This is a genomic window from Pseudomonas sp. R11F, assembly GCF_050312575.1.
In the GTDB taxonomy this organism is placed as follows: Bacteria; Pseudomonadota; Gammaproteobacteria; order Pseudomonadales; family Pseudomonadaceae; genus Aquipseudomonas; species Aquipseudomonas palleroniana.
The window spans coordinates 38,198-65,070 of the sequence record NZ_JBNPJU010000053.1; the positions used below are offsets into that span (position 1 = coordinate 38,198).

Here is a 26,873-nt window from a genome sequence, read left to right on the forward strand (position 1 = left end):
TTGATACGAAAACTGCTTTTATTGCTGCTGATAGGCTTGGTCTCGGCAGGCATTGTGCTGGGCTTTTCGGCCTGGAAGCTCGATTCTGCCCTGAAACAACCCCTGAAGCTGAGCCAGGAGCAATTGCTGGATGTACCGGCCGGGGCAACCCCGACGGGCACCTTCAATCGCCTGGAGGCCGAGGGTGTGCTTGACGGTGCCTTCTGGCTGCGCCTGTACTGGCGTTTCAACCTTGACGGCCAGCCACTGCACAGCGGCGAATACCGCATGACCCCTGGCCTGACTGCTGAAGGCTTGATCGGTCTATGGCAGCGTGGCGAAGTGGTGCAATACAGCCTGACGCTGGTCGAAGGCTGGAATTTCCGCCAGGTGCGTGCGGCGTTGGCCAAGCACGAAAAAATTGTGCAGACCCTGTCCGGCCTGAGCGACAAGGAAGTGATGGAAAAACTCGGCCACCCGGACGTGTTTCCAGAAGGGCGCTTCTTCCCGGACACCTATCGCTTCGTGCGCGGCATGACCGACGTCGAATTCCTGAAAAAAGCCTACAACCGCCTGGACGATGTACTCGCTCAGGAGTGGAGCAAGCGGGCTGCCGATGCACCTTACACCGATCCCTATCAAGCGCTGATCATGGCCTCGCTGGTGGAGAAAGAGACCGGGGTGCCGGAGGAGCGGGGGCAGATTGCCGGGGTGTTCGTGCGGCGCATGAAGATGGGCATGCTGCTGCAGACCGACCCGACGGTGATCTACGGCCTGGGCGAACGCTACACCGGCAAGCTGACGCGGGCGCATCTCAAGGAGGCCAACCCGTACAACACCTACATGGTCGCCGGCCTGCCGCCGACGCCGATCGCCATGGTCGGCCGCGAGGCCATCCACGCGGCGTTGAACCCGGTGCCGGGTAGCAGCCTGTATTTTGTTGCGCGTGGCGATGGCAGCCATATTTTTTCCGATGACTTGGATGCGCATAATGCGGCCGTGCGTGAGTTTCAACTCAAGCGCCGTGCCGACTATCGCTCCAGCCCGGCGCCGGTGATCAAGCCGCCGCAAGACACAACGCCACCGGCCGATGCGCCCACTGAGCCCGCGCCGGACACCGCCGCGCCGCAAAGCCTGCAATGACTCTGACTAAGGACTGCCTGTGACTGGCTTGTTTATTACCCTGGAAGGCCCGGAAGGTGCCGGCAAAAGCACCAATCGCGATTACCTGGCCGAACGGCTGCGCGCAGAGGGCATCGAGGTTGTGCTGACCCGTGAGCCAGGGGGCACGCCGCTGGCCGAACGCATTCGTGAAGTGTTGTTGGCGCCGGGTGAAGAACAGATGAACCCGGACACCGAGCTATTGCTGGTATTCGCCGCCCGTGCCCAGCACCTGGCCGAAGTGATTCGCCCGGCGCTGGCACGCGGTGCCGTGGTGATCTGCGACCGTTTCACCGACTCCACCTATGCCTATCAGGGCGGCGGCCGGGGTTTGTCGGTGGAGCGCATCGCCACGCTGGAAACGTTCGTGCAAGGCGATTTGCGCCCTGACCTGACCCTGGTGTTCGACCTGCCGGTTGAAGTCGGCCTGGCGCGGGCCAGCGCCCGTGGTCGCCTGGACCGTTTCGAACTGGAAGGCCGCACCTTTTTTGATGCCGTGCGCACGGCGTTCCTCAAGCGCGCCGCCGCCGAGCCTGCGCGTTACTATTTGCTGGACGCGGCGCAGCCCCTGACTCAAGTGCAACACGCCATCGATGCGCTGTTGCCTGCATTGCTGGAGCGCACCCGTGGCTGAAGCCTACCCCTGGCAGGATAGCCTCTGGCAGCAATTGGCCGGTCGTGCCCAGCACGCCCACGCCTACCTGCTGCACGGGCCGGCAGGTATCGGCAAGCGTGATCTGGCCGAGCGTTTGATGGCGAGCCTGTTGTGCCAGCAACCGGTCAACCTGGACGCCTGCGGCGTATGCAAGTCCTGCCTGTTGCTAAAGGCAGGCAGCCACCCGGATAACTACCTGCTGGAACCCGAGGAAGCCGACAAGGCGATCAAGGTCGACCAGGTGCGCGACCTCGTCAGCTTCGTGGTGCAGACCGCACAGATGGGCGGGCGCAAGGTGGTCTTGATCGAGCCGGTGGAGGCCATGAACATCAACGCCGCCAACGCCTTGCTCAAGAGCCTGGAAGAACCGTCCGGCGATACGGTACTGCTGTTGGTCAGCCATCAGTCCAGCCGTTTGCTGCCGACCATTCGCAGTCGTTGCGTGCAGCAGGCATGCCCATTGCCGAGTGAGGCGATGAGCCTTGAGTGGCTGGCGCAGGCACTGCCGGACTGTTCCGCGGATGAGCGGGTCGAGCTGTTGACCCTGGCCGCCGGTTCCCCTTTGGCCGCCGTCAAGCTGCAGGCCCAGGGCGTGCGTGAGCAGCGGGCGCTGGTGGTGGATGGGGTGAAGAAACTGCTCAAGCAGGAACTCTCGGCCACCCAGCTGGCTGAAAGCGCCTGGAAGGATGTTCCCCTGCTGCTGCTGTTCGACTGGTTCTGCGACTGGTCGAGCCTGATCCTGCGCTACCAGTTGACCCAGGATGAAAGCGGCCTGGGGCTGCCCGATATGCGCAAAGTTGTGCAGTACCTCGCGCAGAAAAGTGCGCAGGACAAGGTACTGAATATCCAGGACTGGATTCTCGCTCAGCGCCAGAAGGTCCTCGGCAAGGCCAACCTCAACCGTGTGCTGTTGCTCGAAGCGCTGCTGGTGCAATGGGCCGGTCTGCTCGGCCGTCGTTAATTTCCGTGGCTGACGGGTGTATCGTTGGCCAGACACTTATCGTGACTCAAGTTGTAACTTCCTATGCTCGTAGATTCCCATTGCCACCTTGATCGACTCGACCTCGCCCAGCACGGCGGCTCCCTTGACGCTGCCCTTGAAGCGGCGCGCCAGCGCGGGGTAGGGCACTTCCTGTGTATTGGCGTCAGCGCCGATAACGCCGCCGACGTCAAGGCCCTGGCCGAGCGTTACGCCGATGTGGATTGCTCGGTGGGTATCCACCCGCTGGACCTCAAGCCCGGCGAAGCGCCGGCCCTCGATTGGTTGCTGAGTGAACTCAACCACCCGCGCGTGGTGGCCATCGGCGAGACCGGGCTGGATTACCACTACGAGCCTGAAGCGGCCGAATTGCAGCAAGCGTCGTTCCGCCTGCACCTGCAAGCCGCCCGGCAAACCGCCAAGCCGGTGATTGTCCATACCCGTGGCGCCCGCGCCGACACCCTGGCCTTGCTGCGCGAAGCCGCATTGCCCCAGGCGGGTGTGCTGCATTGCTTCACTGAAGATTGGGACATGGCCAAGGCCGCTCTGGACCTGGGTTTCTACATCTCCCTGTCAGGCATCGTCACCTTCCGCAATGCTGACGCTTTGCGTGACGTGGCGCGCCAAGTGCCGGCCGACCGCCTGCTGGTGGAGACCGATTCGCCGTACCTGGCGCCGATTCCCCATCGTGGCAAACCGAACCTGCCGGAGTATGTGCGCGACGTGGCGGATTATCTGGCGATGCTGCGCGGCGAGTCCTACGAGCGTTTTGCCGAACAGACTACCGAGAATTTCCGGCGCCTGTTTCCGTTGGCTCACGTCGCTGTGTAAGAGGCTTAAACGGCAGGCAAAAAAAACCCGGGTTCTGGGGGGTGAATCCGGGCTAAGACCATTAGGAGTAAACAAGGGTACGCAGTCCGTCGGTACCCGGGTCGACGCGCCACTTGGGGGAGATGCCACGCCGACAGTTGAAGTATTGATCACTATCCTATTCAGTCCAGTCGGATCTGATCGTTTTTTAAACAGATTTGGAATACACGCGCTTCCCTTGAGTTCTCATTGGGTTGATGGGCAGGTGCAGATGTTGCGTATTATTTCTGACTGATATCGGTAAAAACGTTGGCGTGCTGAAAGTTTAGTGCGGAGCGGGTTCACATAGGCGTTGCCCAACGACCGTTCAGTCGGGATAATCCCTCGAACCGGGTAAATCGTATCGCCAGGTATCCCTGGCCCTGCGCAACCCTTCACCTATTCACTCTGCAGACCTTTTCCTCATGCAAAAAGAACCCCGTAAGGTCCGTGAGTTTCGCCGCCGCGAGCAGGAAATTCTCGACACCGCACTCAAGCTGTTCCTCGAACAAGGTGAAGACAGCGTCACCGTCGAGATGATTGCGGATGCCGTGGGTATCGGCAAAGGCACCATCTACAAGCACTTCAAGTCCAAGGCCGAGATTTACCTGCGTCTGATGCTCGACTACGAGCGCGACTTGAACGAGCTGTTGCACTCGGCCGACGTGGACAAGGACAAGGAAGCCCTGTCCCGGGCCTACTTCGAGTTCCGCATGCGCGACCCGCAGCGTTATCGCCTGTTCGACCGCCTGGAAGAAAAGGTGGTCAAGGGGCATCAGGTGCCGGAAATGGTCGAGGAGCTGCACAAGATCCGTGCCTCGAACTTCGAACGCCTGACCTTGCTGATCAAGGGCCGCATCAGCGAAGGCAAGCTTGAAGATGTGCCGCCCTATTTCCACTACTGCGCCGCCTGGGCGTTGGTGCACGGCGCCGTGGCGCTGTATCACTCGCCGTTCTGGAGTAATGTGCTGGAAGATCAGGAAGGCTTTTTCCAGTTCTTGATGGACATCGGTGTGCGCATGGGCAATAAGCGCAAACACTCGACGGACCTGCCGCCCGCACTCTGATGATTTTCTGCCTGGCGCGGTATCCCGGGAATATACTCAGGCAGGGATCTTGCTAAAAGCTGATTATTGAGTCAGCTTCTAGCGCGCCCACATTATCCTCTGCCGGAGTGATCCATGATCGTTGATCGTCAAGGCAGGCGGTTTCGCAATTTGCGGATCAGCCTGACTTCAGCCTGCAATTATGCGTGTACCTATTGCGTGCCCAATGGCAAGCGATTGGTGGCTGCCCAGGATGAACTCTCGGCTGAGGCGATGGCGCGTGGCGTGGCCTACCTGATCGAAGCGGCGGGCATCGACCGCCTGCGTATCACCGGCGGCGAGCCGTTGGTCAGCCCCAAGCTGGAAGCCTTCATGGGCGCGGTAGGGCAGATGGGCTTGAGTGACATCAGCCTGACCACCAACGGCCAGTTGCTCGCGCGCAAACTGCCGCTGTTGCTGGATGCCGGTATCCGGCGCATCAACGTCTCCCTCGATACCCTGGACGCCGACGCCTTTCGCAGCATTGCCCGTGGCGGCGACCTGGCCAGCGTGCTCGCCGGTATGGACCAGGCCCGTGCGGCCGGGATCAAGATCAAGGTCAATATGGTGCCACTGCGCGGGCAGAACCTGGACCAGGTGATGCCGCTGCTCGACTACTGCCTGGAGCGTGGCTACGAGCTGCGCTTTATCGAGCTGATGCGCATGGGCCACCTGGCCAAGGACTCCAACGCGTTCCTGCAGCAATTTGTCAGCCTGCAGCAACTGCTCAGCCTGATCGGCGAACATCACGACTATCTGCAGGCCGATGCCCCCGTGGATGCTACGGCGGTGCGTTATGAGGTGCCGGGCAAAGGCTTCTTCGGTGTGATCGCCAATGAAAGCGTACCGTTTTGCCGCACGTGTTCGCGACTGCGGCTGTCCTCTACCGGTTGGTTGCATGGTTGCCTGTCGTCGAGTAACCGGCATTACATCGGTGACCTGCTGGACAAGCCGCGCCACCAGGCTTTGCCGGCCCTGCAAGGCTTGTTGATGAAAGCCCTGGGCGACAAGCAGGAAGTCGCCTTCTCCGGCGGCGCGACAATCATGAAGATCATTGGCGGCTAACCCACCCCCAGGGCAACCCAACACCCGATGTGGGAGGGGCGGTGCGACGATTCGACTTGCTCCCGATAGGCCGCGCAGCGGCCTCAAAAATGGGCCTGCTACGCAGTCCATCGGGAGCAAGCCCCCTCCCACATTTGTTATGTGTTGCTACCAAATGGCGCAAAACCTGCATCTGACCCCCATTCGCCGGTTTTCCGTCACCGGCTTCTGGAGGATTAGGATGCGTAGTCTGGTTTTGTTGCTGGCGTCGTTGACGCTGAGTGGTTGCATGACCGTCAGCGATATGGCCGAAGGCACCCGTTATCAGATGAGCGACGCCGGGTTGCTGGACCACAGTGATACACGCCGTACGGCCTCGGTTCGCATACAGCCGGACTCCTTTGTCTTTATCGCCCAGGGCGCCTTTGTGCCGCCGGGCAGCGCCTACCCGCGCCCCAACGTGGTGGCCGAGGAAGCCTTCAATGGCTTCGTCGAGTATTTCCCCATGGTGCGCCGCGCCCGCAAGCCGGAAGGGCTCGAACAAGCCATGGCTGAGGCGCGGGCCGCAGGGGCGCATTACCTGTTGTATTGCCGCTTTGCGGCAGCCGATGACCGTATCGGCAATGCCGATGAGTGGACCGATCAGCAGGCCCTGGACCGGCTGGGCCTGGACAGCGGGGTGATCCAGATCATGTTGATCGAGACCAGCACCCAGTATTTGATTGATACTGCACGCATTCGCAGTCGTGGCGGTTTACTGACGTTCCACGACAACAAGCCAGAAGATCTGATTGCCCGCCCGCTGGCGCAGTACGCCCGAGGCTTGCTGGGTATGAGCAATCAGTAAGAGCAGGAGAACCCGATGACCGATTCCGCCAAGGCCAATGATCTGTTGGCCCAACTGCCCAAGGGTAAGGGACCGGCGCCAGTGCACCTGTGGAGTCCGGATTTCTGCGGCCACATCGACATGCGCATCGCCCGCGACGGCACCTGGTTTTATCAGGGCACGCCGATTGGGCGTAAGCCGATGGTCAAGTTGTTCTCCAACATCATCCGCCGTGACGGTGACGAGTACTTTCTGGTCACGCCCGTGGAAAAGGTCGGCATCCGCGTCGATGACGCGCCGTTTGTCGCGTTGACCCTGGAGGTGCAAGGGCAGGGCGAAGACCAGGTGCTGCGCTTTACGACCAATGTCGACGAGCAGATCGACGCCGGCCTCGAACACCCGTTGCGGGTGGTGATCGATCCGGTCACCCAGGAACCGGCCCCCTATCTGCGGGTACGTACCAACCTGGAGGCCCTCGTGCATCGCAACGCGTTCTATCAATTGGTCGAGCTGGCGGTCAGCCGCCCGATCAACGGTCAGAACTGGCTGGGAGTCTGGAGCGGCGGGGAGTTTTTCCCCATTGGCCTGGAACCCTGAGGCGCGTTTTTTCATCTCCCTGAAATAATTTGCTTGCGGGAAACCGGCGCTTTCGGCTATCAATTTGTACATGATTAAACATGTTCGATTTGATAAGAAAAAACGCGTCGTCGACGAACTCATCCGCCGGATCGAGGCTGGAGTGATGGCCGACGGTTTCCTGCTCCCCGGCGAGCACCAGTTGGCCGAAGAGTTCGCGGTCAGCCGCGGCACCCTGCGCGAAGCGCTGGCCGAACTCAAGCGGCGCAACTACATCGCCACCCAGAGCGGTGTCGGCTCCATCGTCACCTTTGACGGCATGGCGCTCGACCAACGCAGCGGGTGGGCCCAGGCCCTGGCCGATACGGGCGCGCAGGTGACCACCGATATCCTGCGCCTGGAAGCCGTAACCCGTCCTGACCTGCTCAGCCGTTTCGGCAGCGACCAGTTCATTGCGCTCGACCGCCTGCGCCGCACCCCCGATGGTATCGCGGTGTCCCTGGAGCGCTCGTTGATGCCTGCTTGCGGTGGTTTGGAAAGTTTGCCCAGTGTCGGCCTGATCGATAACTCACTGACCATCACCTTGGCAGCCTTTGGCTACATAGGCGCCAACGGCGACCAATGGATCGGCGCCGAAGCCTTGAGTGACGACGATGCCGAGTTGCTCGGGCGACCCGCCGGCTGCGTGTTTCTCAAAGCCGCGCGTACCACTTATGACCGTCGCGAGCGTTTCATGGAATATGTCGAAAGCTGGCTGGACCCTCTGCATTTTCGTCTGCACCTGCAGTTTGGAGCGTCGAAATGAGCCCGCAAGACCGCGCGCTTGGCGCCTTCTATGGCTTGGCCCTGGGCGATGCCTTGGGGATGCCCACCCAGTCCCTGAGCCGCGAGCAAGTGCGCACGCAATTTGGTGCAATCACCGCTCTGCAAGATGCTCACGCCGACCAGCCTATCGCCCCGAACATGCCGGCCGGTTCGATTACGGATGACACCGAGCAAGCGATCCTGGTCGGTGAGTTACTGGTCGAAGGCCAGGGCAGGATCGACCCCCAGGTGCTCGCCCAACGCCTGATCGACTGGGAAGCAGCCATGCGCGCCAAGGGCTCCCAGGATTTGCTCGGCCCGTCGACCAAGCGCGCGATCGAGATGATCCTCGCCGGCCACACGCCGCAAGAGTCCGGACGCTACGGCACCACCAATGGTGCGGCCATGCGTATTACGCCGGTGGGCATTGCCGCCGACATCCGCGACCCGGCGCAGTTTATCCAGGCGGTGATCCAGGCGTGCCAGGTCACCCATAACACCACGCTGGGCATCTCCAGTGCGGCGGCGGTGGCGGCGGTGGTGTCGGCCGGCATCAACGGCGTGGACCTGGGTGAAGCCTTGAACATCGGCGTCCAGATCGCCCAACAAGCGCAGGACCATGGCTATTGGGTGGCTGGCGGACGCATTTCCACGCGGATCAGTTGGGCGCGCACCTTGAGCGTGGGCAGTGGCGACAAGGCGCTGTTCGCCGACTTGCTTTATGAGTTGATCGGCACCTCCGTGGCGTCCCAGGAATCGGTAGTGGTGTCGTTCGCCTTGGCCCAGCAAGTGGCGGTGGGTGATATGAGCGCATTCGAAGCCCTGTGCCTGGCCGCCAGCCTCGGCGGCGACACCGACACCATCGCCGCGATGCTCGGCGCCATGCTCGGCGCGTGCCTGGGGTTGCAGTGTTGGCCTGAGGCGATGATTGAACAGGTGAAGGTCGTCAATCGTCTGGATCTACAGCCTTTGGTCACAGCCTTGCTCGCCATGCGCTAAGCGCCGCAGGCAAACCTGTGGGAGGGGGCTTGCTCCCGATAGCGGTGGGTCAGTTGATACATCAGGTGGCTGACCCACCACCATCGGGAGCAAGCCCCCTCCCACATGAATAAAACAACCATAACAATACCGGCACCAGGAGCTCCCCATGAGCAGCACTTCTTCCGGCCAGAGCGCCGGGCAACTGGAAACACGCGGCATCGAGCCCGTCCCTGAGAGCGAGTGCAACGGCCATCCGCTGCAACTGTTCTGGGTCTGGTTCGCGGCCAATATCAGCATCCTCGGCTTGCCGCTTGGGGCGACCCTGGTGGCGTTCCGTGGCTTGTCCATCTGGCAGGCGATCATTGTCGCCATCCTCGGCGCTGCCGGCTCCTTTGCGGTCGTGGGCATTATCTCGATCGCCGGGCGTCGTGGCCGGGCGCCCAGCCTGACCTTGTCCCGCGCCATCTTCGGCGTGCGCGGCAATATCGGCCCTACGGTGGTGTCGCTGATGTCGCGCCTGGGCTGGGAAACCGTCAACACCACCACGGCGGCCTTTGTGTTGCTGTCGTTGTGTTCGATCCTGTTCCAGTCGCCGGTCGAAGCGAAAAGCGCACCCGTGCTGACCTTGATCTTCATCGCGATTTTCGTGTTGCTGACCTTGTCGGTTTCCGGCCTCGGGCATGCGACGTTGCTGGTGATCCAGAAGTGGGCCACCTACGTGTTTGGCGCCTTGAACATTCTGGTGGGTGGCTTCCTCTGTGCCACCATCGACTGGAGCGCGGTATTCAATGCCACGCCGGCACCGCTGAGCGCGATGATCATCGGCGTCGGCACCATGGCCGCCGGTACCGGGATCGGTTGGGCCAACGCGGGGGCCGACATGTCGCGCTACCAGCATCGCAGCGTCAAGGCCGCGCGCCTGGTGGCGTCCGCCGCGTTTGGCGCGGGGATTCCGCTGGTGCTGTTGATCACTCTCGGGGGGCTGTTGTCGGTGGGTAATCATGACCTGGCCTCGGCCACCGACCCGATCATTGCGATCCGCGACATGTTGCCGACCTGGATGGCCGTGCCCTACCTGATCACCGCCTTTGGCGGGCTGCTGCTGTCGAACAACCTCTCGGTGTACTCGGCCGGGCTCACTACCTTGACCCTCGGCCTCAAGGTCAAGCGCGTGCATGCGGTGATCGTCGACATCGTGGCGATCTTCGCCGGCTCGATTTACTTCATGCTGATCGCCGACAGTTTCTATGGCCCGTTCATCACCTTCATCTCGCTGCTGGCGGTGCCGATTACCGCGTGGGTCGGGATTTTCGTGGTGGACTTGATCCACCGTCACTACTACAGCGCCAAAGACTTGCTGGACGTGAGCCCAAGCAGTGCCTACTGGTATCGCGGTGGCGTGGAGTGGCGTGCGTTCGGCGCCTGGGCCGTGGCGATTGTGCTGGGCTTCAGCTTCACCACTATCGGTACCACCGCCGAAAACATCTGGTTCGCCGGGCCGTTGTCCGACTCCTGGCTGGGCCATAACGGCCTGGGCTGGATCGTCACCTTCCTGGTGGCCGGCGGGACCTATGCGGTACTGGGCGGCGCGGCCGACCGTCGCCCCGCGTTACTTGTCGAGAACCACAATGCCTAGATTGCTGCACACCGGCCAGGTCATCGTCGATCTGGTCATGGCCCTGGATACCTTGCCTGCGCCGGGTGGCGATGTCTTGGCGCAATCGGCCAGCTTTGAAACCGGTGGTGGCTTCAATGTCATGGCCGCCGCTCGACGTAATGGGCTGGCGGCGGTCTATCTGGGCCGACACGGTGACGGACGTTTTGGCGACTTGGCCCGTGCGGCGATGCAGGCCGAGGGCATTGAGATGGCCCTTGCTGCCAGTGCGGGCAAGGACACCGGTTTGTGCGTGTGCCTGACCGAAGCCACCACCGAGCGCACCTTCATCTCCCATATCGGCGTCGAGGGCGAATTGAGCGCCGAGGACTTGGCCAGGGTTCAACCGCAGCTGGACGACTACGTGTACGTCAGCGGCTACAGCTTGTTGCTGGAGGGCAAGGCGCAGCCGCTGGTGGACTGGTTGCTGGCGCTGCCCCGGGCGATCACGGTGGTGTTTGACCCTGGCCCGCTGGTAAAGACGCGAGACTCGGCCCCGATGCGTGCACTGTTGCCGCGTATCGATATCTGGACCAGCAATGGTCCCGAAGCCCTGGCATTTACCGGTGCGCCGCAGATTGCAGGCGCATTGCCACAGCTGAGCCGACTCCTGCCTGCCGGAGCATTGCTGGTGGTACGCGATGGGCCGAATGGATGCTGGGTCGGGCGCTCGGGAGCAGTGGAGCAGGTGCCCGGTTTCAAAGTCCAGGCCGTGGACAGTAACGGCGCTGGGGATGCGCATGCGGGCGTGTTGATTGCCGGCTTGGCCAATGGCTTGAATCCTGTCTCGGCAGCACGACGGGCGAATGCCGCCGCGGCATTGGCGGTAACGCGCTGGGGGCCGGCGACGTCTCCCGGCACCGCTGAAGTCGACGCATTAGTCACGCAATAAATGGGGGAGGGGGCATGCCCCTCCCTTATCTGGAACGGCTTTGGAACTGCGCTCAGCCCGCTTTACGCAGCGCTTCGATCAATTGATCCTTGCGCATGCTCGACCGACCAGGAATATCCTTGGCCCGCGCTTCCTTCAACAAGCTCTCCTTGGTCTGGGTTTCCAGCGAAGCACGGCTGCCGCGCGGGTGTCCCTGACGCGAGGCGGCGGCGCGCTTGGCCGACTCATGCCGGTCCTCGGCTTTCTGGGCAGAGGGCTTGCGCCGGCCCGAACCGCCCGCCTTTTCGCCACCGCCGGACTGCTTGTTCACAGTGGCCCAGGCGCGGGCTTCAGCCTCTTCCTTGGACAGGCCCTTGTGCTCATAACTCTCCTCGATACGCGCGGCTTTACGCTTTTGTGCGGCGGTGTATTTGGCTTTGCTTCCAAGAGGCATTGCGATACTCCTCCTGGCCCCTGCAGCGGGGCCAGACCAGACAAAATGAATTACTGCGGGCTGGTACCGTCGAGCTTGCGCGCTTCATCAACGCCAGAAGCGGTCAGCTTGATCGGCAGGTTCAACGAATATTCACCGGCATCGTCGGTGGTCACATGCCCATCCTTGATAAACCCGCGCTCCTGCAGGAAGGCCAGGACACTGGCCACCTCCTTTTCGCCGCGGTAGTTATCCAGCACCTCCTTGCCCAAGCCGTTCGGGTGAGCGTGCAGCAGGCGGGTGAGGACTTCTTTCTCAAGGTTTCTATCGACGTTCATGTGTACCTCTTCACTGGGGAATGATCGGGTGTTCGTCATGCTCGCGGGGTCAAGGCGCAGGCTGTTTCGGTGCGCCAGGGATATTGCTGTCATCGCCTTTGTTCACTTTGGGTTCGGCGTTCACACCCGGGCCCATCTTGCCATTGCCCACGGCAGGCGGCGCCTGGCGCTGGGTATCGTTGCCCTGGGTACGTGGGTCGGCACCGGCGCCGTTATCGATGATCGCGCCGCCGTTGGTGTCCATGCCGGTGCCCATGGATTTTTGCGATTCGCTGGTGGCCGGGTTGGTCGGCCCTGTGGAGGAGGTCGCGGCAAACGCGCTCAGCGCAGTGGCAGACAGCAGGCCGGTGAGGGCAAGGGCGGCAAACTTGGAATGCTTCATGGGGATGTCTCCATAGAGTTAATGTCCTTACCTCTTATTGGTCCGCCCCGGTTTGTGGATCGTGCCTTGTTGACGACGAGCGGTAGCGGGGCACCTGTAAAATTTTGTGTGGCAGGCCGCCAATTGCCCTGCAATCAGTCATCAAAGCCCCTTAGTATGTGTGCTTTGAAACTGTCCAAGGCCTGCCCATGACCATCGAGATTCGCCCCGCCGTGCCCAGCGATGCTGCGCAGATCCTGACGTTTATCACCGAGCTTGCCGAATACGAAAAGGCCCGGCATGAAGTCATCGCCAGCGTCGCGGATATCGAGCGCAGCCTGTTCAGCGAGGGCGCGACGGCCCATGGCTTGATGTGCCTGCGCGACGGCTTGCCGATCGGCTTTGCGGTGTTCTTCTTCAGCTACTCCACCTGGCTTGGCAGCAACTGCCTGTACCTCGAAGACCTGTACATCAATCCCGAACAGCGCGGTGGTGGAGCCGGCAAGAAGTTGTTGCGCCACTTGGCGAAGATCGCCTGCGACAACGGTTGTGGGCGTTTCGAGTGGAGCGTGTTGGACTGGAACGAACCGGCCATCGCCTTCTATAAATCCATCGGCGCCCAACCGCAGGAAGAATGGGTGCGCTACCGCATGGAAGGCGACGCTCTGCGCGACTTCGCCCAGGGCTGACCCGACCGAATGTGAGAGGGGGCTTGCCCTAATGCCTGTCAGTTAAGCGATAAAGCGAGCGATGGATAAATTGTGGGAGGGGCGGTGCGACGATTCGACTTGCTCCCGATAGCGGTGTGTCAGGTTCAGAAACCGTGACTGACACACCGCTATCGGGAGCAAGCCCCCTCCCACAGTGACAGCGTTAAGCCTTAACTGACTGGCATTAGGGCTTGCCTCCTCTCACATTATTTTTGGTTTTTCTCACTATATGGGATGTAAATTTATATATTGAGATGTTTCGAAAGATGGGTTTATAGTCGCCTGCATCAGCACTCACTACCAAAAATAAAATAGGTGAAGCGATGCAGTCCCAACCGTTGTCATTGCCTGCGGTGCCCGAGCCTACCTATGGCGAGCGCCTGAACAACAAAGTGGTGATCGTCACCGGGGCCGCCCAAGGCATTGGCGAGGCGATCGTGGCCTGCTTCCAGGCCCAGCAGGCGCGCCTGGTCATTGCCGATGTGCAGGCCGAAAAGGTCGAGCAAGTCGCCGCCCACTGGCGTGAGCGTGGCGCGCAAATCGTCGCGCAGCCGGTCGATATCACTTCCAAAGAGCAGTGGCAGGCACTGGTCAATGTGGCCATCGAGCGTTTCGGTCGCGTCGATGTGCTGGTCAACTGCGCCGGGGTCAATGTGTTCCGTGACCCACTGCAGATGACCGACGAGGACTGGCGCCGCTGCTTCGCCATCGACCTCGACGGTGCCTGGTTCGGTTGTCGCGCCGTGTTGCCGCACATGATCGAGCAGGGCATCGGCAACATCATCAATATCGCCTCCACCCATTCCAGCCACATTATTCCCGGTTGCTTTCCTTATCCTGTGGCCAAACACGGCCTGCTCGGCCTGACCCGTGCGCTGGGCATCGAATATGCGCCCAAGGGCATCCGCGTCAATGCCATCGCCCCGGGCTATATCGAAACCCAACTCAACGTCGACTACTGGAACGGTTTCCCCGACCCCCAGGCCGAGCGCCAGCGCGCCTTCGACCTGCACCCGCCCAAGCGCATCGGCCAGCCCATCGAGGTGGCGATGACCGCGTTGTTCCTGGCGACTGACGAAGCGCCCTTTATCAATGCAACCTGCCTGATGATCGATGGCGGGCGTTCTGTGATGTACCACGACTAAAGCGTTTCCCAAGAATAAGAAGGAGGTGGTTCATGCTTAAGAAAACACTCGGCACGCTGGCGCTCGCCGTCGCTTTCAGCGGCTTTGTATCGGCCGAAGAAGTGAAGATCGGCTTCTTGGTCAAGCAGGCCGAAGAGCCCTGGTTCCAGACCGAATGGGCGTTTGCCGAGAAGGCCGGCAAGGAGCACGGTTTTACCGTGATCAAGATTGCCGTGCCGGACGGCGAGAAAACCCTCTCGGCCATCGACAGCCTGGCCGCCAACGGCGCCAAGGGCTTTGTGATTTGCCCGCCGGATGTGTCGCTTGGGCCGGCTATCGTCAGCAAGGCCAAGGTCAATGGCTTGAAAGTGATGGCCGTGGATGATCGTTTTGTCGACGCCAAGGGCAACTTCATGGAAGACGTGCCGTACTTGGGCATGGCGGCCTTTGAAGTGGGCCAGAAGCAGGGCGCCGCAATGGCCGCCGAAGCGAAAAAACGCGGCTGGGACTGGAAGGAGACGTACGCGGTCGTCAACACCTATAACGAACTCGATACCGGCAAGAAACGCACTGACGGTTCGATCAAATCCCTGGAAGAGGCGGGCATTCCCAAGGACCACATCCTCACCGCCGCGCTCAAGACGCTCGACGTTCCCGGCAGCATGGACGCCACCAACTCGGCCCTGGTCAAGCTGCCCAGCGGCGCGAAGAACCTGATCATCGGCGGCATGAACGACAACACCGTGCTTGGCGGCGTGCGCGCCACCGAAAGCGCCGGCTTCAAGGCGGCCAACGTGATCGGTATCGGCATCAATGGCACCGACGCCATTGGCGAGCTGAAAAAGCCCGACAGCGGCTTCTACGGTTCAATGTTGCCCAGCCCGCATATCGAGGGCTACAACACGGCGCTGGCGATGTACGAGTGGGTCACGACGGGTAAAGAACCGGCAAAGTACACGGCCATGGATGAAGTGACGCTGATCACCCGCGCCAACTTCCAGCAGGAACTGACCAAGATCGGTCTGTGGAAATGACCGGCGCGGCCTTGCGCTTCAATGGCATCGGCAAGGAGTTTCCCGGGGTCAAGGCTCTGGCGCAGATCAGCTTTGAAGCACGGCCGCACACGGTCCACGCGCTGATGGGCGAGAACGGCGCAGGCAAGTCGACCCTGTTGAAGATCCTTGGCGGTGCCTACATCCCCAGCAGCGGCACGGTGCAGATCGGCGAGCAGACCATGGCCTTCAAATGCGCCGCCGACAGCATTGCCAGTGGTGTCGCGGTGATCCACCAGGAGTTGCATCTGGTGCCGGAAATGAGCGTGGCCGAGAACCTGTTCCTGGGGCACTTGCCGACGCGCTTTGGCGTGGTCAATCGAGGCCAACTGCGCAAGCAGGCGCTGGCGTGCCTCAAGGGCCTGGCCGATGAGATCGACCCGGACGAGAAACTGGGGCGGTTATCCCTGGGCCAGCGCCAACTGGTGGAAATCGCCAAGGCATTGTCCCGTGGGGCTCATGTGATTGCCTTCGACGAGCCGACCAGCAGCCTGTCGGCGCGGGAGATCGACCGCTTGATGGCGATCATCACGCGTCTGCGCGATGAGGGCAAAGTGGTGCTGTACGTGTCCCATCGCATGGAAGAGGTGTTCCGTATTTGCGACGCGGTGACCGTGTTCAAGGACGGCCGCTTCGTGCGCACGTTTGATGACATGCGGGCGCTGACCCATGACCAGTTGGTGACCTGCATGGTCGGGCGGGACATCCAGGACATCTACGATTATCGCCCGCGTGAGCAGGGCCAGGTGGCGCTCAAGGTCGATGAGCTGCTTGGCCCCGGCTTGCGTGAGCCGGTCAGTTTCCAGGTGCATCAGGGCGAGATCCTCGGCCTGTTCGGGCTGGTCGGGGCAGGGCGCACCGAGCTGCTGCGCTTGCTCAGCGGTTTGACCCGCAGTAGCGCCGGGCGCCTGGCGCTGTGCGGGGAAACACTGCAATTGCATTCACCTCGCGACGCGATTGCCGCCGGGGTGTTGCTGTGCCCGGAGGATCGCAAGAAGGAAGGCATCATCCCGCTGTCCAGCGTGGCCGAGAACATCAACATCAGTGCCCGTGGTGCGCATTCGAGGTTTGGCTGGTTGTTGCGCGAGGGTTGGGAAAAAGGCAACGCCAACCAGCAGATCAAGGCGATGAAGGTCAAGACGCCGAATGCCGAGCAGAAGATCCTGTACCTCTCCGGCGGCAACCAGCAGAAGGCGATCCTGGGCCGCTGGCTGTCGATGCCGATGAAAGTGCTGCTGCTGGATGAGCCCACGCGCGGCATCGATATCGGCGCCAAGTCGGAGATTTACCAGATCATCCATAACCTGGCGGCGAGCGGTATTGCGGTGATCGTGGTGTCCAGCGACTTGATGGAAGTGATGGGCATCAGCGACCGCATCCTGGTGATGAGCGAAGGCGCCCTGACCGGCGCATTGCCCCGCGAGCAGGCGGATGAAGCACGGCTGTTGCAACTGGCTCTCCCGCGCTCGCGGGCTTGAAGAATGCGAGGTGAATGATGTCCGAAGTAAAAACTGCAAAAGGCTTCTGGCCGGGCTTCAACCAGCGCAAGTTCCTCGATGACTGGGTGATGCTATTGGCGGCGCTGGGCATCTTTGTACTCAGTGCGCTGTTTATCGACAACTTTCTCTCGCCCCTGAATATGCGTGGCCTGGGCCTTGCGATTTCCACCGTGGGCATTGCGGCGTGCACCATGCTGTTCTGCCTGGCGTCGGGGCACTTCGACTTGTCGGTGGGTTCGGTGATCGCCTGCGCCGGAGTGGTGGCGGCCATCGTTATGCGCGATACCGACAGCGTGATGCTGGGCATCGGCGCGGCCTTGTTGATGGGGCTGATCGTCGGGCTGATCAATGGCATCGTCATTGCCAAGTTGCGCATCAACGCGTTGATCACGACGCTGGCGACCATGCAGATCGTGCGCGGCCTGGCCTACATTTTCTCCAACGGCAAGGCGGTGGGGGTGATGGATGAAGGCTTCTTCGTGTTCGGCAACGGCCAATTGATGGGCGTGCCGGTGCCGATCATCATCACCGTGGTGTGTTTTGTGTTCTTCGGCTGGCTGCTCAACTACACCACTTACGGGCGCAACACCATGGCCATCGGTGGCAACCAGGAAGCGGCGTTGCTGGCCGGGGTGAACGTCGATCGGACCAAGATCATCATCTTTGCCGTGCACGGTCTGATCGGCGCCCTGGCCGGGGTGATCCTGGCCTCGCGCATGACCTCCGGCCAACCGATGATCGGCCAGGGTTTCGAGTTGACGGTGATTTCCGCCTGCGTGCTGGGCGGGGTGTCGTTGAGTGGCGGTATCGGCATGATTCGGCATGTGATTGCCGGGGTGTTGATTCTGGCGATCATCGAGAATGCGATGAACCTGAAAAACATCGACACGTTCTACCAATACGTGATCCGCGGTTCGATCCTGTTGCTGGCGGTGATCATTGACCGCCTGAAACAACGCTGACCCCACATTGGATCTGCACTGTATTGACGCCCGGTATTTGCCATAATGCCGCTCGTTTTCGTACCACCACATAGGCCCGATATGCAGGAAAACGCCCACACCCCCGTCAAAGACGCCGCCCCAACCGGCACCCAGACCCTGCTGCGTGGCCTGGGCGTGGTGCAGGCGGTGGCGGCCGGTGCGCGCGACTTGAAGGAAATCGCCAAGCGCATTGGCACCACCCGCAGTACCACCCACCGCCTGGCCAGTTGCCTGGTGGAGGAGCGTTACCTGCGCGTGGTGCCGCAAGTCGGTTATCTGCTGGGGCCGAAGTTGATTGAACTGGGGTTCCAGGCCCGCGAAGAGTTGCCGTTGGTGACCCTGGCCGTGCCGTATCTGGACGAGCTGTCGGCCCTGACCGGAGACACCATCCACCTGGCGATTCGTGAATACGACGACGTGCTCTACCTGCATAAGAACCCCGGCCGCAATGGCCCGGAAATGCGCTCGCGGGTCGGCCATCGCATGCCGTTGGCGCGTACCGGTATCGGCAAGGCGCTGCTGTTGGATGACAGCGTAGAAGAGTGGCAGCGCCTGTACGAAGTCAGCTTGCCGGCCACTGGTAAAAGCCAGGCATGGCCGCAACACCCGGAGCAATCCTGGGCGCAGTTCGAGCAGCGCATGCGGGAATATGTGGTGGGAGGGTATGCGTTCGATCTGGAAGACAACGAACCGTCGATCCGTTGTGTGGCGGCCCCGGTGCGCGACGCCAGCCGGCGAATCGTCGCCGGCATCAGCATCGCCAGTACCGTGCCCTATATGCCGCTGGAAAAAATGGCCGAGCTGATCCCTGTGGTCAAACAGGTCGCAGCCCGGCTGTCGGCGGAGTTGGGCGCGAAAGCCTGATCAGGCTTTCAGGGTCGCCATGTCGATGACAAAGCGGTACTTCACATCTCCGGCGATCATGCGGGTGTAAGCCTCGTTGATCTGGCGGATGTCGAGCATTTCGATATCGCACGTGATGTTGTGCTCTGCGCAGAAATCCAGCACTTCCTGGGTTTCGGCAATGCCGCCGATCAACGAACCGGCCAGCACCTTGCGCCCCAGTACCAGCTTGGCCGCATTCACCGGCGGGTCTACCGGCTCGATCAGTCCGACCAGGATGTGCACGCCGTCAAAGCGCAGTACGTCCAGGTAGGGGTTCAGGTCGTGCTGCACGGGGATGGTGTCGAGCAGGAAGTCGAAGCTGCCGGCGGCGGCTTTCATCTGCTCGGCATCGGTGGACACGATCACGTGATCGGCGCCCTGGCGACGGCCTTCTTCGGCCTTGCTCGCCGAGCGGGTAAACAGGGTCACTTCAGCGCCCATGGCCTTGGCGAACTTGATGCCCATATGGCCCAGGCCACCCATGCCGAGCACGCCGACTTTATCGCCGGCCTTCACGCCGTAATGCTTGAGCGGCGAGTAGGTGGTGATGCCGGCGCAGAGGATCGGCGCGGCGCTGGCCAGGTCGAGCGTGGCCGGGATCTTCACCACAAAGTGCTCGCTGACCACGATGCTGTCCGAGTAGCCGCCCATGGTGTTGCTACCGTCTACGCGGTCCGGGGTGGCATAGGTCATGGTCGGACCTTCCAGGCAGTATTGCTCCAGGTCGGATTTGCACGCCTCGCAGTGGCGGCACGAGTCGACCATGCAGCCCACGCCGACCAGGTCGCCGACTTTATGCGCGGTGACGTTGGCGCCGATGGCGGTGACCTTGCCGACGATCTCGTGGCCCGGCATCAGAGGGTACACGGCGATGCCCCATTCGTTGCGGGCCTGGTGGATGTCGGAGTGGCAGACGCCGCAGTAGAGAATCTCGATGGCCACGTCATCGGCGCGCGGGCTGCGGCGCTGGAACGACATGGGGGCGAGGGGAGTGGTGGCCGACTGGGCGGCATAACCGATGGCGGTGTACATGGTGAACCTCGCAAAAGGAATGAACAGGGAGGTGGCGCATTCTGCGCGCCGACCCTGGGAGCGAACATGGCAAATGCTCCGAGTCTCATGCCTATTCGTCCGGGAGTGCCCCCGGTTTGGATTCATTGGCCGCCAGACCTGCGATGATGTTCTCATCCCTTGTTCACGAAGTTTTTTGCCATGTTGTTGACTCGCCATCTCGATGCCAACGCGACGTTGGTTGCCTTGATTGAGGGGCTGGCGCCCCGCGACGGTTTTTCGCCCACTCATTTGCCTGGCGTGCAGCTTCTGCGCGCCAGTTGTGATGTGGCGCGTGGGCCGCAGATCTATGAACCGAGCCTGATGTTCGTCGCCCAAGGCAGCAAGGTCGCCTACCTTGGGCCGCGCACGTTGGAGTACGGCGCCGGGCACTACTTGATCCAGGCGATGCCGGTGCCGTTCGAGTGCGAGACGTTCGCCATGGCTGCGGATGCGCCGCTGCTGGGTGTGACGGTGGGCATTGACCGCGTCGTGCTGGGCGAGTTGGTCATGGCCATGGGCATTCAGGCCGGGCCGCCGCCGACGGCGCAGACGCTGGAGTCGATGAGTTCGGTGGTGTTGGATGATGCCATGCGCGGGTGTGTCGAGCGGCTGCTGGAGTGCCTGCACGATCCGCTGGAAAGCCGGATCCTGGGGCCGGCGCGGGTGCGCGAGTTATTGTTCACTGCGTTGCGCGGGCCGCAGGCCGATGTACTGCGCGCACTGGTGGAACAGCAGGGGCAGTTTTCACGGATTGCCACCTCGCTCAATCACCTGCATGCCCATTACGCCGAGCCGCTGAATATCGAGACCCTGGCGGGCTATGCGCACATGAGTGCGTCGACGTTTCATGAGCACTTCAAGCGCTGCACCTTGTTGTCGCCGGTGCAGTATCTGAAGCGTCTGCGTTTGCTCAAGGCCCAGCAGTTACTGTTGGTGGAGGGCATGGGCGTGGCGCAGGCGGCGCACAGTGTGGGGTACCAGAGCACTTCGCAGTTCAGCCGGGAATACAAACGCTACTTTTTGCGCAATCCGGGCGAAGAGCGAGCGGCCTAGTAATAACGTCGCGGGTCGGACTCGATCAGGCTGGCCAATTTGGTCAGGGCAAAGCGCAGTTCGTCCTGGCTGGTGGGCGACATCAGCACCAGTCGCACGCTGCGCGTGACCCCGGAACGTTCGGCCTGGAACTGCGTACCACTGAGTACCAGCACCCCATTGGCGCGCGCCAGCATGGTGAATTCGTCGCTGGTCCAAGGCTCCGGCAGTGTCAGCCAGACGTGGTAGGAGTACGGCTGGGTCTTGAGTTCGAAGTTGGCGAAGATCTCCTGGGCAATCGCCTGCCTGCCGGCGGCTTCGTTGCGCTGGATGCGCATCAGTTTTTTGTCCAGGCCTTCGGTGATGACATTGCTGGCCAGTTGCGCGGTCAGCGGCGATGGCATCCATACGCTGCTGCGCACCATCGATGTGAGGCGTGAGAGTAGTTTTGGTGGGCTATAGAGATAGCCGATGCGCAGCGCGGGCATCACCGACTTCGACAGGCTGGTGAGGTACACCGAGCGATCCGGGGCAAACGCGGACAGGGGTTTGATTGACGGGTCGGTGGCGAGGAAACCATAGATGTCATCGTCGAGAATGATGAAGTCGAACTCCTCCGCCAGCGCCGCGATTTGTGCCCGGCGTCGTTGCGACATGATCGCCGCCGTCGGGTTCTGACAGGTCGCCACGCACACCAGCATGGCGGGTTTTTCGCGCTGGCACAGCTCGCGCAACGCCTCGGGAATGATCCCTTCATCGTCCATCGGCACGCCACGCAGGCGGCGTTCAAGGCCGTGCGCCAGGGAAATGATGCCGGGATAGCAGAGTTCTTCGCACAGCACCAAGTCGCCGGCGTTGGTCAGGGCACTCATTGCGACCATCAAGCCGTGCTGGGCGCCGGAGGTGATGATCACCTGCTGCCATTGTGCGTCGGGCAACGAATGTCGCAGCCACTGCGCCCCCGCCTCACGGTGTGCCGGGTGCCCACCGTCTGGCGCGTAATCCAGGGCTCGGGCGAAATCGGTGCTCTTGGCCAAACCTACAAGTGCGTCGCGCAGCCAGTATTCCAGAGTTTCGCTGGAGGGCTTGATGATCGAAAGATCGAGCAGTTCGGACTGACCCAGGTTCAGTGTTGCGGAGCTGTTACTGGCGGGCAGCTCCAGCTGTTTTTGATTGAGCACATACGTGCCGCGCCCCACTTCCCCCTGCACCAGCTTACGCCGATGGGCTTCGCTATAGGCCCGGCTGATGGTGCCCGGTGTGACATTCAGCGTAGTGGCCAGCTCCCGCAAGGTCGGAAGACGGTCACCCTCGCTCAACACGCCGTTATTGATATCGCGCGCCAACGCATCGGCAATCGACAAATACATCGGCTGGTTGAACTCGCTTAGCTGGGGAACCCACATGAATGATCACTGCCCATCGTAGAAATGATGAATATCCGAGCATATCACATGGAGGTTAGACAACTGATAAATCGAGCTAATCTGACAATTGAGTCGATTGATGTAGTGATTGAGTCGAAGAGAATTAAGCGATGATGATATTTTTTAAAAGAAAAATAACTAATTAAATCAATTGATTAATTGGTTTATAGGGCGAAAATCAAGACCGCTGGCAAAAAAACATCTCGTAACAACCTCGCTGCCTATTGAATCAATTCAATTCATTCAAATACACTCGTCTCGAATCGAATCAATCGACTCAATCAATCCACTGGTCACTGCGCGACTCCGCCGCGCCAAGTCGAGACATCATGGACACACTCAGAAAGGATCTATCCCTGTCAGCCGTCATCGCGGGCTTTATCGCCGTGATCATTTCGTATGCCGGCCCCTTGATCATCGTGTTTCAGGCGGCCAAGGAAGCGCACCTGCCCAATGACGTGGTGTCTTCATGGATCTGGGCGATTTCCATCGGTAGCGGCATCACCGGTCTGTTCCTGAGCTGGCGCCTGCGGGTACCGGTCATTACTGCATGGTCAACACCGGGGGCGGCGCTGCTGGTGTCGATGCTGCCCACTGTGACCCTGCCGCAGGCTATCGGTGCGTACGTGGTGGCGTCGGTGATCATTGCGCTCGTCGGTTTGTCCGGCGCGTTCGACAAGCTGATGAGTCGCCTGCCCAAAGCGATCGCTGCCGCCATGCTGGCGGGCATTCTGTTTCGCTTTGGCGCTGAACTGTTTACCTCGATCAAGCTGCAGCCGGCGCTGGTGCTGTCGATGATCGCGGCCTACTTGATGTTCAAACGCTTTTCGCCGCGCTACGCCATTCTGTCGGTGTTGATTATCGGGTGTGCCGTAGCCGCCTCGTTTGGCGAGCTCAACAGCGGTGCAATCACCATCGCCGTGGCACATCCGGTGTTTATTGCGCCAGAGTGGAACTGGCACGCGATCATCAATATCGGCCTGCCGCTGGCGCTGGTGACACTGACCGGCCAATACGTGCCGGGCATGGCCGTGTTGCGCACTTCGGGCTACAACACCCCGGCGCGTTCGATCATCTCGGTCACGGCCATCGGTTCGGTCCTGATGGCACCGTTCGGCTCCCACGGCTTCAACCTCGCTGCGATTACCGCCGCTATCTGCACCGGCCGCGAATCCCATGAAAACCGCGATAAACGCTACATCGCGGGGATCGCATGCGGGGTGTTCTACATCCTGATGGGGACCTTTGGTGCGACCCTGGCCTCCGTGTTTTCCGCACTGCCCAAAGAGTTGATTGCGTCGCTGGCCGGCCTGGCGCTGTTCGGTGCAATCAGTGCCGGGCTCACCGGTGCCATGGCGGACGAGAAACAACGGGAGGCGGCATTGATTACCTTCCTGGTGACGGCGTCGGGCATGAGTTTCCTCGGTCTGGCCGCAGCGTTCTGGGGCCTGATTTTTGGCTTGGTGGCGCACTTCGTGTTGACGTACACCCGGGAAAGCAAAGCTGCCGCATTGGCCGAGGGCAGCCGACCATGAGCGCCTGTTATGACTTTATTGTGGTGGGCGGTGGCATCGCCGGTGTGTCTGCGGCGTATGAGCTGGCGGCCCATGGCAGTGTCTGCCTGCTCGAACGCGAACAGCAGTTGGCCTATCACACCACCGGCCGCTCGGCGGCCATTTCCATGGAAAGCTATGGCAACCAGCAGATCCGCTCGCTGACCTGTGCTTCCCGGCGTTTTTTCGAGAGCCCGCCCGAAGGCCTGGCCGAACACCCGTTATGGTCGCCACGCGGCGCGTTGATCGTGGCGCAGGCCACGCGAGTGGAGGCACTGACGGCGCGTTTGCGTGCCGTGCTCGAGCAGGTTCCGAGCGCCAGGCTCCTTGACGATAAGCAGGTGCTGGAGCTGGCGCCGTACCTGGCCGAAGGCGTCTGGAGCGCGGGTATCTACGAACCCAGCGCTTTCGATCTGGATGTGCATGGCATTCACGGCGCCTACCTCGGTGGCTTTCGGGCTCGCGGCGGTGTGATCAAGCGTGAGGCCGAGATGGTGCGCGGCGAACATCGTAACGGTCATTGGGCCCTGCATACCGCTGACGGCCAACGGTTGGAAGCGGCCGTCGTGGTCAACGCCGCCGGCGCCTGGGCGGATGAGCTCGCCGAGCGCTGCGGTATGGAAAAGGTCGGTGTACGGCCGCTGCGTCGCACGGTGCTGGCCATTGACCCGCACTGCGACGTACACCACACGCCTTACCTGGGCACCATTGACGAAGATATTTTCATCAAGCCCGAAGCCGGGCGTCTGATCGTTTCGCCCTGTGATGAAAGCCCCTCGCTGCCTTGCGATGCGTTGCCGGAAGAACTGGATCTGGCCATCACGATGGACCGCCTGCAAAGCACGACGCGTTTGCGTCCACGCTCGATCATCAACAAGTGGGCGGGCCTGCGCACTTTTGTCGCTGACCGTTCCCCGGTACTCGGCCAAGACCCGCAGCAAGAAAGCTTTATCTGGCTGGCCGCCCTGGGTGGCTACGGCATTCAGGCTGCGCCGGCCATTGCCCGGTTGTGCAGCCACGCAGCGCTGGGCATCGCCATGCCGGCGGACCTCGCGGCGCTGAAACTCAACTACCAGCATTTTTCCCCGTCTCGCTGCCGTGACGAGGATTTTTCAGGCCTGGCCGTCACACAGGTTGCCGATTTGCACTAACCCCAACCCGCTTAACAAGGAACGTCACCATGCAGACAAATGCTCAGCTCCAGCCTGTCGCCAAGCCTTTCCTGGGCGAAGACAACGTGATTTTCACTGACAAGGCGCCGCTGCCACTGGGGACGTATTCCCAGGGTATCAAGGTCAGTCAAGGGCAAACCATTTACCTCTCGGCGCAGACCCCGGTCTCGGCGTTGAACAATGAGGTGCTGGCCAAGGACTTCGAAGGCCAGTTGCGCCAGACCCTGGACAACTTGCAGCAAATGGCCGAAGCGGCGGGTGGCACCTTGGCGAATGTGGTCAAGGTCACGGCGTTCATCACTGACCTGAGCGAATTTCCGACGCTCAACCGGGTGATGGAGGAGTACTTCACCAAACCCTACCCAGCCCGTACGACCGCCGGCGCCAGTGCCCTGGCACGCAACACCCTGGTTGCCATCGACGCGATCATGGTGGTCTGAAACACCTTGCGTCCGTGAAGTGCCCGCCGGCCCAAAGGGGCCGGCTTCGGCGGGAACCACCCGCACGTCATACTTTCAGGAGGGGGCTATGAATCATTCGTGTAGAGAGTATGTGTTGCAGTGCCTGGTGTGTGATCGCAGCTACCAGCCGCATGAGGTCAGCTATTACTGCCCTCATTGCAAGACTGAAGGGGCGCTCGATGCGCTTTACGACTACCCGACGCTCAAACGCGAATGGTCCAGGGGCCGTCTGGCCCACGATCATGCCCGTGGCATGTGGCGCTATGACCGGTTGATGCCGTTGAGTTCGACGCAATTCATTCCGCCTTTACTGGTGGGGAACACGCCGCTGTATTCGCGCCCGGAGCTGCTCGGCAAGGGGTCGCGGATCAAAGTCTTTATCAAGGATGAATCCCGCCAGCCCACCGGGTCGCTGAAGGATCGCGCCAGTGCCCTGGCTGTGGCCCACGCCATGCAATCCGGCGCACGCACCATCGCGGTGGCAAGCACCGGCAACGCCGCTTCGGCCCTGGCCGGAATGAGCGCCAGCCTGGGCCTGCGCAATGTGATTTACCTGCCCAAGACTGCACCCCGGGAAAAGCTCGCGCAGATGCAAGGCTACGGCGCCGAGATTGTGCTGGTGGACGGCCAATACGACGAAGCCTTCGAACAATGCCTTGACGCCTGCGAAACCCACGGCTGGTACAACCGCACCACCGGAATCAATTCGTACATGAGCGAAGGCAAGAAAACCGTAGCGTTCGAGCTGTGCGAACAGCTCAACTGGCAAGTCCCGGACCTGGTGTTCGTGCCGGTGGGTAATGGCTGCATTCTCGGCTCGGTCTACAAGGGTTTTTTCGACTTGCTGCAGTTGGGCTGGATTGAGCGTATTCCACGCCTGATCGGCGTGCAGGCCGAGCACAGTAATTTCATGTACCGCGCCTGGCGCAGTGGCCAGCCCATGCAGCAGGTAGAACGCATTCCCCCCACCAGCCTGGCCAGCAGCATCAACGTAGCCCTGCCGCGCGACCGTCTCAAAGCCCTGCGTGCGGTAACCGCCAGCGAGGGTGAGTTCATTTGCGTCAGTGACCCGAGCATTGTTGCCGCCGCTTCCCGGCTAGCCGCCAGTACCGGGGTGTTTCCCGAAGCGGGCGCCGCCAGCGCGTTCGCCGGGTTGCTCAAATATGCCGAGGAGAATCCCGGCACTGCGCAAACTGCCGTGATCCTGATCACCGGCAGCGGCTTGAAAGACACCTCCATTTTTCTATCCGACTCGGCCAGAACCCCGTCACGGGCGCAGTCGCCTTCCGTACCTGCGGCACTGGCCGACGAGTTCACCTGAGGAAT

28 protein-coding genes are annotated in these 26,873 nt (G+C 61.3%); 23 read left to right on the plus strand and 5 right to left on the minus strand.

Annotated features, from left to right (window positions below):
* The 12 genes from mltG (at position 1) to ACQRBV_RS14775 (ending at position 11,485) form a co-directional block, all read left to right on the plus strand.
* Positions 1–1,122: an endolytic transglycosylase MltG gene (gene mltG / locus ACQRBV_RS14720; protein WP_411985692.1), complete on the plus strand. Its 1,122-nt coding sequence runs from the start codon at positions 1–3 to the stop codon at positions 1,120–1,122.
* Between the two features lie 19 nt (positions 1,123–1,141).
* Positions 1,142–1,774 carry a dTMP kinase gene (gene tmk / locus ACQRBV_RS14725; RefSeq protein WP_104994592.1) on the plus strand — a complete coding sequence of 211 codons (633 nt, stop codon included), beginning with the start codon at positions 1,142–1,144 and terminating at the stop codon, positions 1,772–1,774.
* Positions 1,767–2,756 carry a DNA polymerase III subunit delta' gene (locus ACQRBV_RS14730; protein WP_104994591.1) on the plus strand — a complete coding sequence of 330 codons (990 nt, stop codon included), beginning with the start codon at positions 1,767–1,769 and terminating at the stop codon, positions 2,754–2,756. The genes tmk and ACQRBV_RS14730 overlap by 8 nt, the downstream gene beginning before the upstream one ends.
* 63 nt (positions 2,757–2,819) lie before the next feature.
* Positions 2,820–3,605 carry a TatD family hydrolase gene (locus ACQRBV_RS14735; RefSeq protein WP_161549528.1) on the plus strand — a complete coding sequence of 262 codons (786 nt, stop codon included), beginning with the start codon at positions 2,820–2,822 and terminating at the stop codon, positions 3,603–3,605.
* 443 nt (positions 3,606–4,048) lie between these two features.
* Positions 4,049–4,690, plus strand: a complete 642-nt coding sequence (locus ACQRBV_RS14740; RefSeq protein ID WP_411985691.1) for a TetR/AcrR family transcriptional regulator — start codon at positions 4,049–4,051, stop codon at positions 4,688–4,690.
* Positions 4,691–4,804: 114 nt separating this feature from the next.
* Positions 4,805–5,773 (plus strand): GTP 3',8-cyclase MoaA, encoded by a 969-nt coding sequence (locus ACQRBV_RS14745; RefSeq protein ID WP_198763450.1) that lies wholly within the window; start codon positions 4,805–4,807, stop codon positions 5,771–5,773.
* 220 nt (positions 5,774–5,993) lie between these two features.
* A complete protein-coding gene (locus tag ACQRBV_RS14750; RefSeq protein ID WP_060756296.1) occupies positions 5,994–6,599 on the plus strand; it encodes a DUF4823 domain-containing protein in 606 nt (201 codons plus the stop codon).
* Positions 6,600–6,614: 15 nt separating this feature from the next.
* Positions 6,615–7,175, plus strand: coding sequence for a DUF1285 domain-containing protein (locus ACQRBV_RS14755; protein WP_411985690.1), 561 nt, complete (start codon positions 6,615–6,617; stop codon positions 7,173–7,175).
* A gap of 70 nt (positions 7,176–7,245) precedes the next feature.
* Positions 7,246–7,959, plus strand: coding sequence for a GntR family transcriptional regulator (locus ACQRBV_RS14760; RefSeq protein ID WP_411985689.1), 714 nt, complete (start codon positions 7,246–7,248; stop codon positions 7,957–7,959).
* The gene (locus tag ACQRBV_RS14765; RefSeq protein ID WP_411985688.1) at positions 7,956–8,957 is read left to right on the plus strand and encodes an ADP-ribosylglycohydrolase family protein; all 1,002 of its coding nucleotides are present in this window, start codon (positions 7,956–7,958) and stop codon (positions 8,955–8,957) included. Before ACQRBV_RS14760 ends, ACQRBV_RS14765 begins: the two co-directional genes overlap by 4 nt.
* A 148-nt stretch (positions 8,958–9,105) precedes the next feature.
* Positions 9,106–10,575: a purine-cytosine permease family protein gene (locus ACQRBV_RS14770; protein ID WP_411985687.1), complete on the plus strand. Its 1,470-nt coding sequence runs from the start codon at positions 9,106–9,108 to the stop codon at positions 10,573–10,575.
* Complete coding sequence (locus ACQRBV_RS14775; protein ID WP_411985686.1) at positions 10,568–11,485, plus strand: PfkB family carbohydrate kinase; 918 nt, start codon at positions 10,568–10,570, stop codon at positions 11,483–11,485. Before ACQRBV_RS14770 ends, ACQRBV_RS14775 begins: the two co-directional genes overlap by 8 nt.
* Before the next feature lie 52 nt (positions 11,486–11,537).
* Here ACQRBV_RS14775 and ACQRBV_RS14780 read toward each other — a convergent pair whose 3' ends face one another.
* Genes ACQRBV_RS14780 through ACQRBV_RS14790 form a run of 3 tightly spaced genes read right to left on the minus strand, consistent with a single transcriptional unit; the run spans position 11,538 to position 12,617 of the window.
* A complete protein-coding gene (locus ACQRBV_RS14780) occupies positions 11,538–11,918 on the minus strand; it encodes a Rho termination factor N-terminal domain-containing protein (protein WP_411985685.1) in 381 nt (126 codons plus the stop codon).
* Between the two features lie 50 nt (positions 11,919–11,968).
* On the minus strand, positions 11,969–12,235 hold the full coding sequence (locus tag ACQRBV_RS14785) for a hypothetical protein (protein WP_411985684.1): 267 nt from the start codon (positions 12,233–12,235) through the stop codon (positions 11,969–11,971).
* Positions 12,236–12,284: 49 nt separating this feature from the next.
* Positions 12,285–12,617: a hypothetical protein gene (locus tag ACQRBV_RS14790; protein WP_060756288.1), complete on the minus strand. Its 333-nt coding sequence runs from the start codon at positions 12,615–12,617 to the stop codon at positions 12,285–12,287.
* Between the two features lie 188 nt (positions 12,618–12,805).
* Here ACQRBV_RS14790 and ACQRBV_RS14795 point away from each other — a divergent pair, with 188 nt between their 5' ends.
* The 6 genes from ACQRBV_RS14795 to ACQRBV_RS14820 all read left to right on the plus strand — a co-directional run bounded on the left by ACQRBV_RS14795 (position 12,806) and on the right by ACQRBV_RS14820 (position 18,828).
* The gene (locus tag ACQRBV_RS14795) at positions 12,806–13,285 is read left to right on the plus strand and encodes a GNAT family N-acetyltransferase (protein ID WP_060756287.1); all 480 of its coding nucleotides are present in this window, start codon (positions 12,806–12,808) and stop codon (positions 13,283–13,285) included.
* Between the two features lie 344 nt (positions 13,286–13,629).
* Entirely contained in the window at positions 13,630–14,451 is an 822-nt protein-coding gene (locus ACQRBV_RS14800; RefSeq protein ID WP_161549535.1) for an SDR family oxidoreductase, read from the plus strand.
* Positions 14,452–14,483: 32 nt separating this feature from the next.
* Positions 14,484–15,464 carry a substrate-binding domain-containing protein gene (locus tag ACQRBV_RS14805; RefSeq protein WP_411985683.1) on the plus strand — a complete coding sequence of 327 codons (981 nt, stop codon included), beginning with the start codon at positions 14,484–14,486 and terminating at the stop codon, positions 15,462–15,464.
* Positions 15,461–16,960, plus strand: coding sequence for an L-arabinose ABC transporter ATP-binding protein AraG (gene araG, locus ACQRBV_RS14810; protein ID WP_411985700.1), 1,500 nt, complete (start codon positions 15,461–15,463; stop codon positions 16,958–16,960). The genes ACQRBV_RS14805 and araG overlap by 4 nt, the downstream gene beginning before the upstream one ends.
* 17 nt (positions 16,961–16,977) lie before the next feature.
* The gene (gene araH, locus ACQRBV_RS14815) at positions 16,978–17,943 is read left to right on the plus strand and encodes an L-arabinose ABC transporter permease AraH (protein WP_060756340.1); all 966 of its coding nucleotides are present in this window, start codon (positions 16,978–16,980) and stop codon (positions 17,941–17,943) included.
* Positions 17,944–18,024: 81 nt separating this feature from the next.
* Positions 18,025–18,828 carry an IclR family transcriptional regulator gene (locus tag ACQRBV_RS14820; RefSeq protein WP_411985699.1) on the plus strand — a complete coding sequence of 268 codons (804 nt, stop codon included), beginning with the start codon at positions 18,025–18,027 and terminating at the stop codon, positions 18,826–18,828.
* On the opposite strand, the gene ACQRBV_RS14825 is transcribed toward ACQRBV_RS14820, so the two are convergent.
* Positions 18,829–19,881, minus strand: coding sequence for an NAD(P)-dependent alcohol dehydrogenase (locus ACQRBV_RS14825; RefSeq protein ID WP_090369133.1), 1,053 nt, complete (start codon positions 19,879–19,881; stop codon positions 18,829–18,831).
* Between the two features lie 180 nt (positions 19,882–20,061).
* Here ACQRBV_RS14825 and ACQRBV_RS14830 point away from each other — a divergent pair, with 180 nt between their 5' ends.
* The gene (locus ACQRBV_RS14830; protein ID WP_060756281.1) at positions 20,062–20,955 is read left to right on the plus strand and encodes an AraC family transcriptional regulator; all 894 of its coding nucleotides are present in this window, start codon (positions 20,062–20,064) and stop codon (positions 20,953–20,955) included.
* Here the strand turns inward: ACQRBV_RS14830 and ACQRBV_RS14835 are convergent.
* On the minus strand, positions 20,952–22,340 hold the full coding sequence (locus ACQRBV_RS14835) for a PLP-dependent aminotransferase family protein (RefSeq protein ID WP_411985682.1): 1,389 nt from the start codon (positions 22,338–22,340) through the stop codon (positions 20,952–20,954). The two genes, ACQRBV_RS14830 and ACQRBV_RS14835, sit on opposite strands and share 4 nt — an antisense overlap.
* Positions 22,341–22,690: 350 nt before the next feature.
* On the opposite strand from ACQRBV_RS14835, the gene ACQRBV_RS14840 reads away from it, so the two are divergent.
* The 4 genes from ACQRBV_RS14840 (at position 22,691) to thrC (ending at position 26,868) form a co-directional block, all read left to right on the plus strand.
* Positions 22,691–23,896: a benzoate/H(+) symporter BenE family transporter gene (locus tag ACQRBV_RS14840; protein ID WP_411985681.1), complete on the plus strand. Its 1,206-nt coding sequence runs from the start codon at positions 22,691–22,693 to the stop codon at positions 23,894–23,896.
* Positions 23,893–25,065 (plus strand): NAD(P)/FAD-dependent oxidoreductase, encoded by a 1,173-nt coding sequence (locus tag ACQRBV_RS14845; protein ID WP_205343318.1) that lies wholly within the window; start codon positions 23,893–23,895, stop codon positions 25,063–25,065. Before ACQRBV_RS14840 ends, ACQRBV_RS14845 begins: the two co-directional genes overlap by 4 nt.
* A gap of 29 nt (positions 25,066–25,094) precedes the next feature.
* On the plus strand, positions 25,095–25,526 hold the full coding sequence (locus tag ACQRBV_RS14850; protein WP_090369141.1) for a Rid family detoxifying hydrolase: 432 nt from the start codon (positions 25,095–25,097) through the stop codon (positions 25,524–25,526).
* A gap of 88 nt (positions 25,527–25,614) precedes the next feature.
* Complete coding sequence (thrC, locus tag ACQRBV_RS14855) at positions 25,615–26,868, plus strand: threonine synthase (RefSeq protein ID WP_411985680.1); 1,254 nt, start codon at positions 25,615–25,617, stop codon at positions 26,866–26,868.
* Positions 26,869–26,873: the final 5 nt, after the last annotated feature.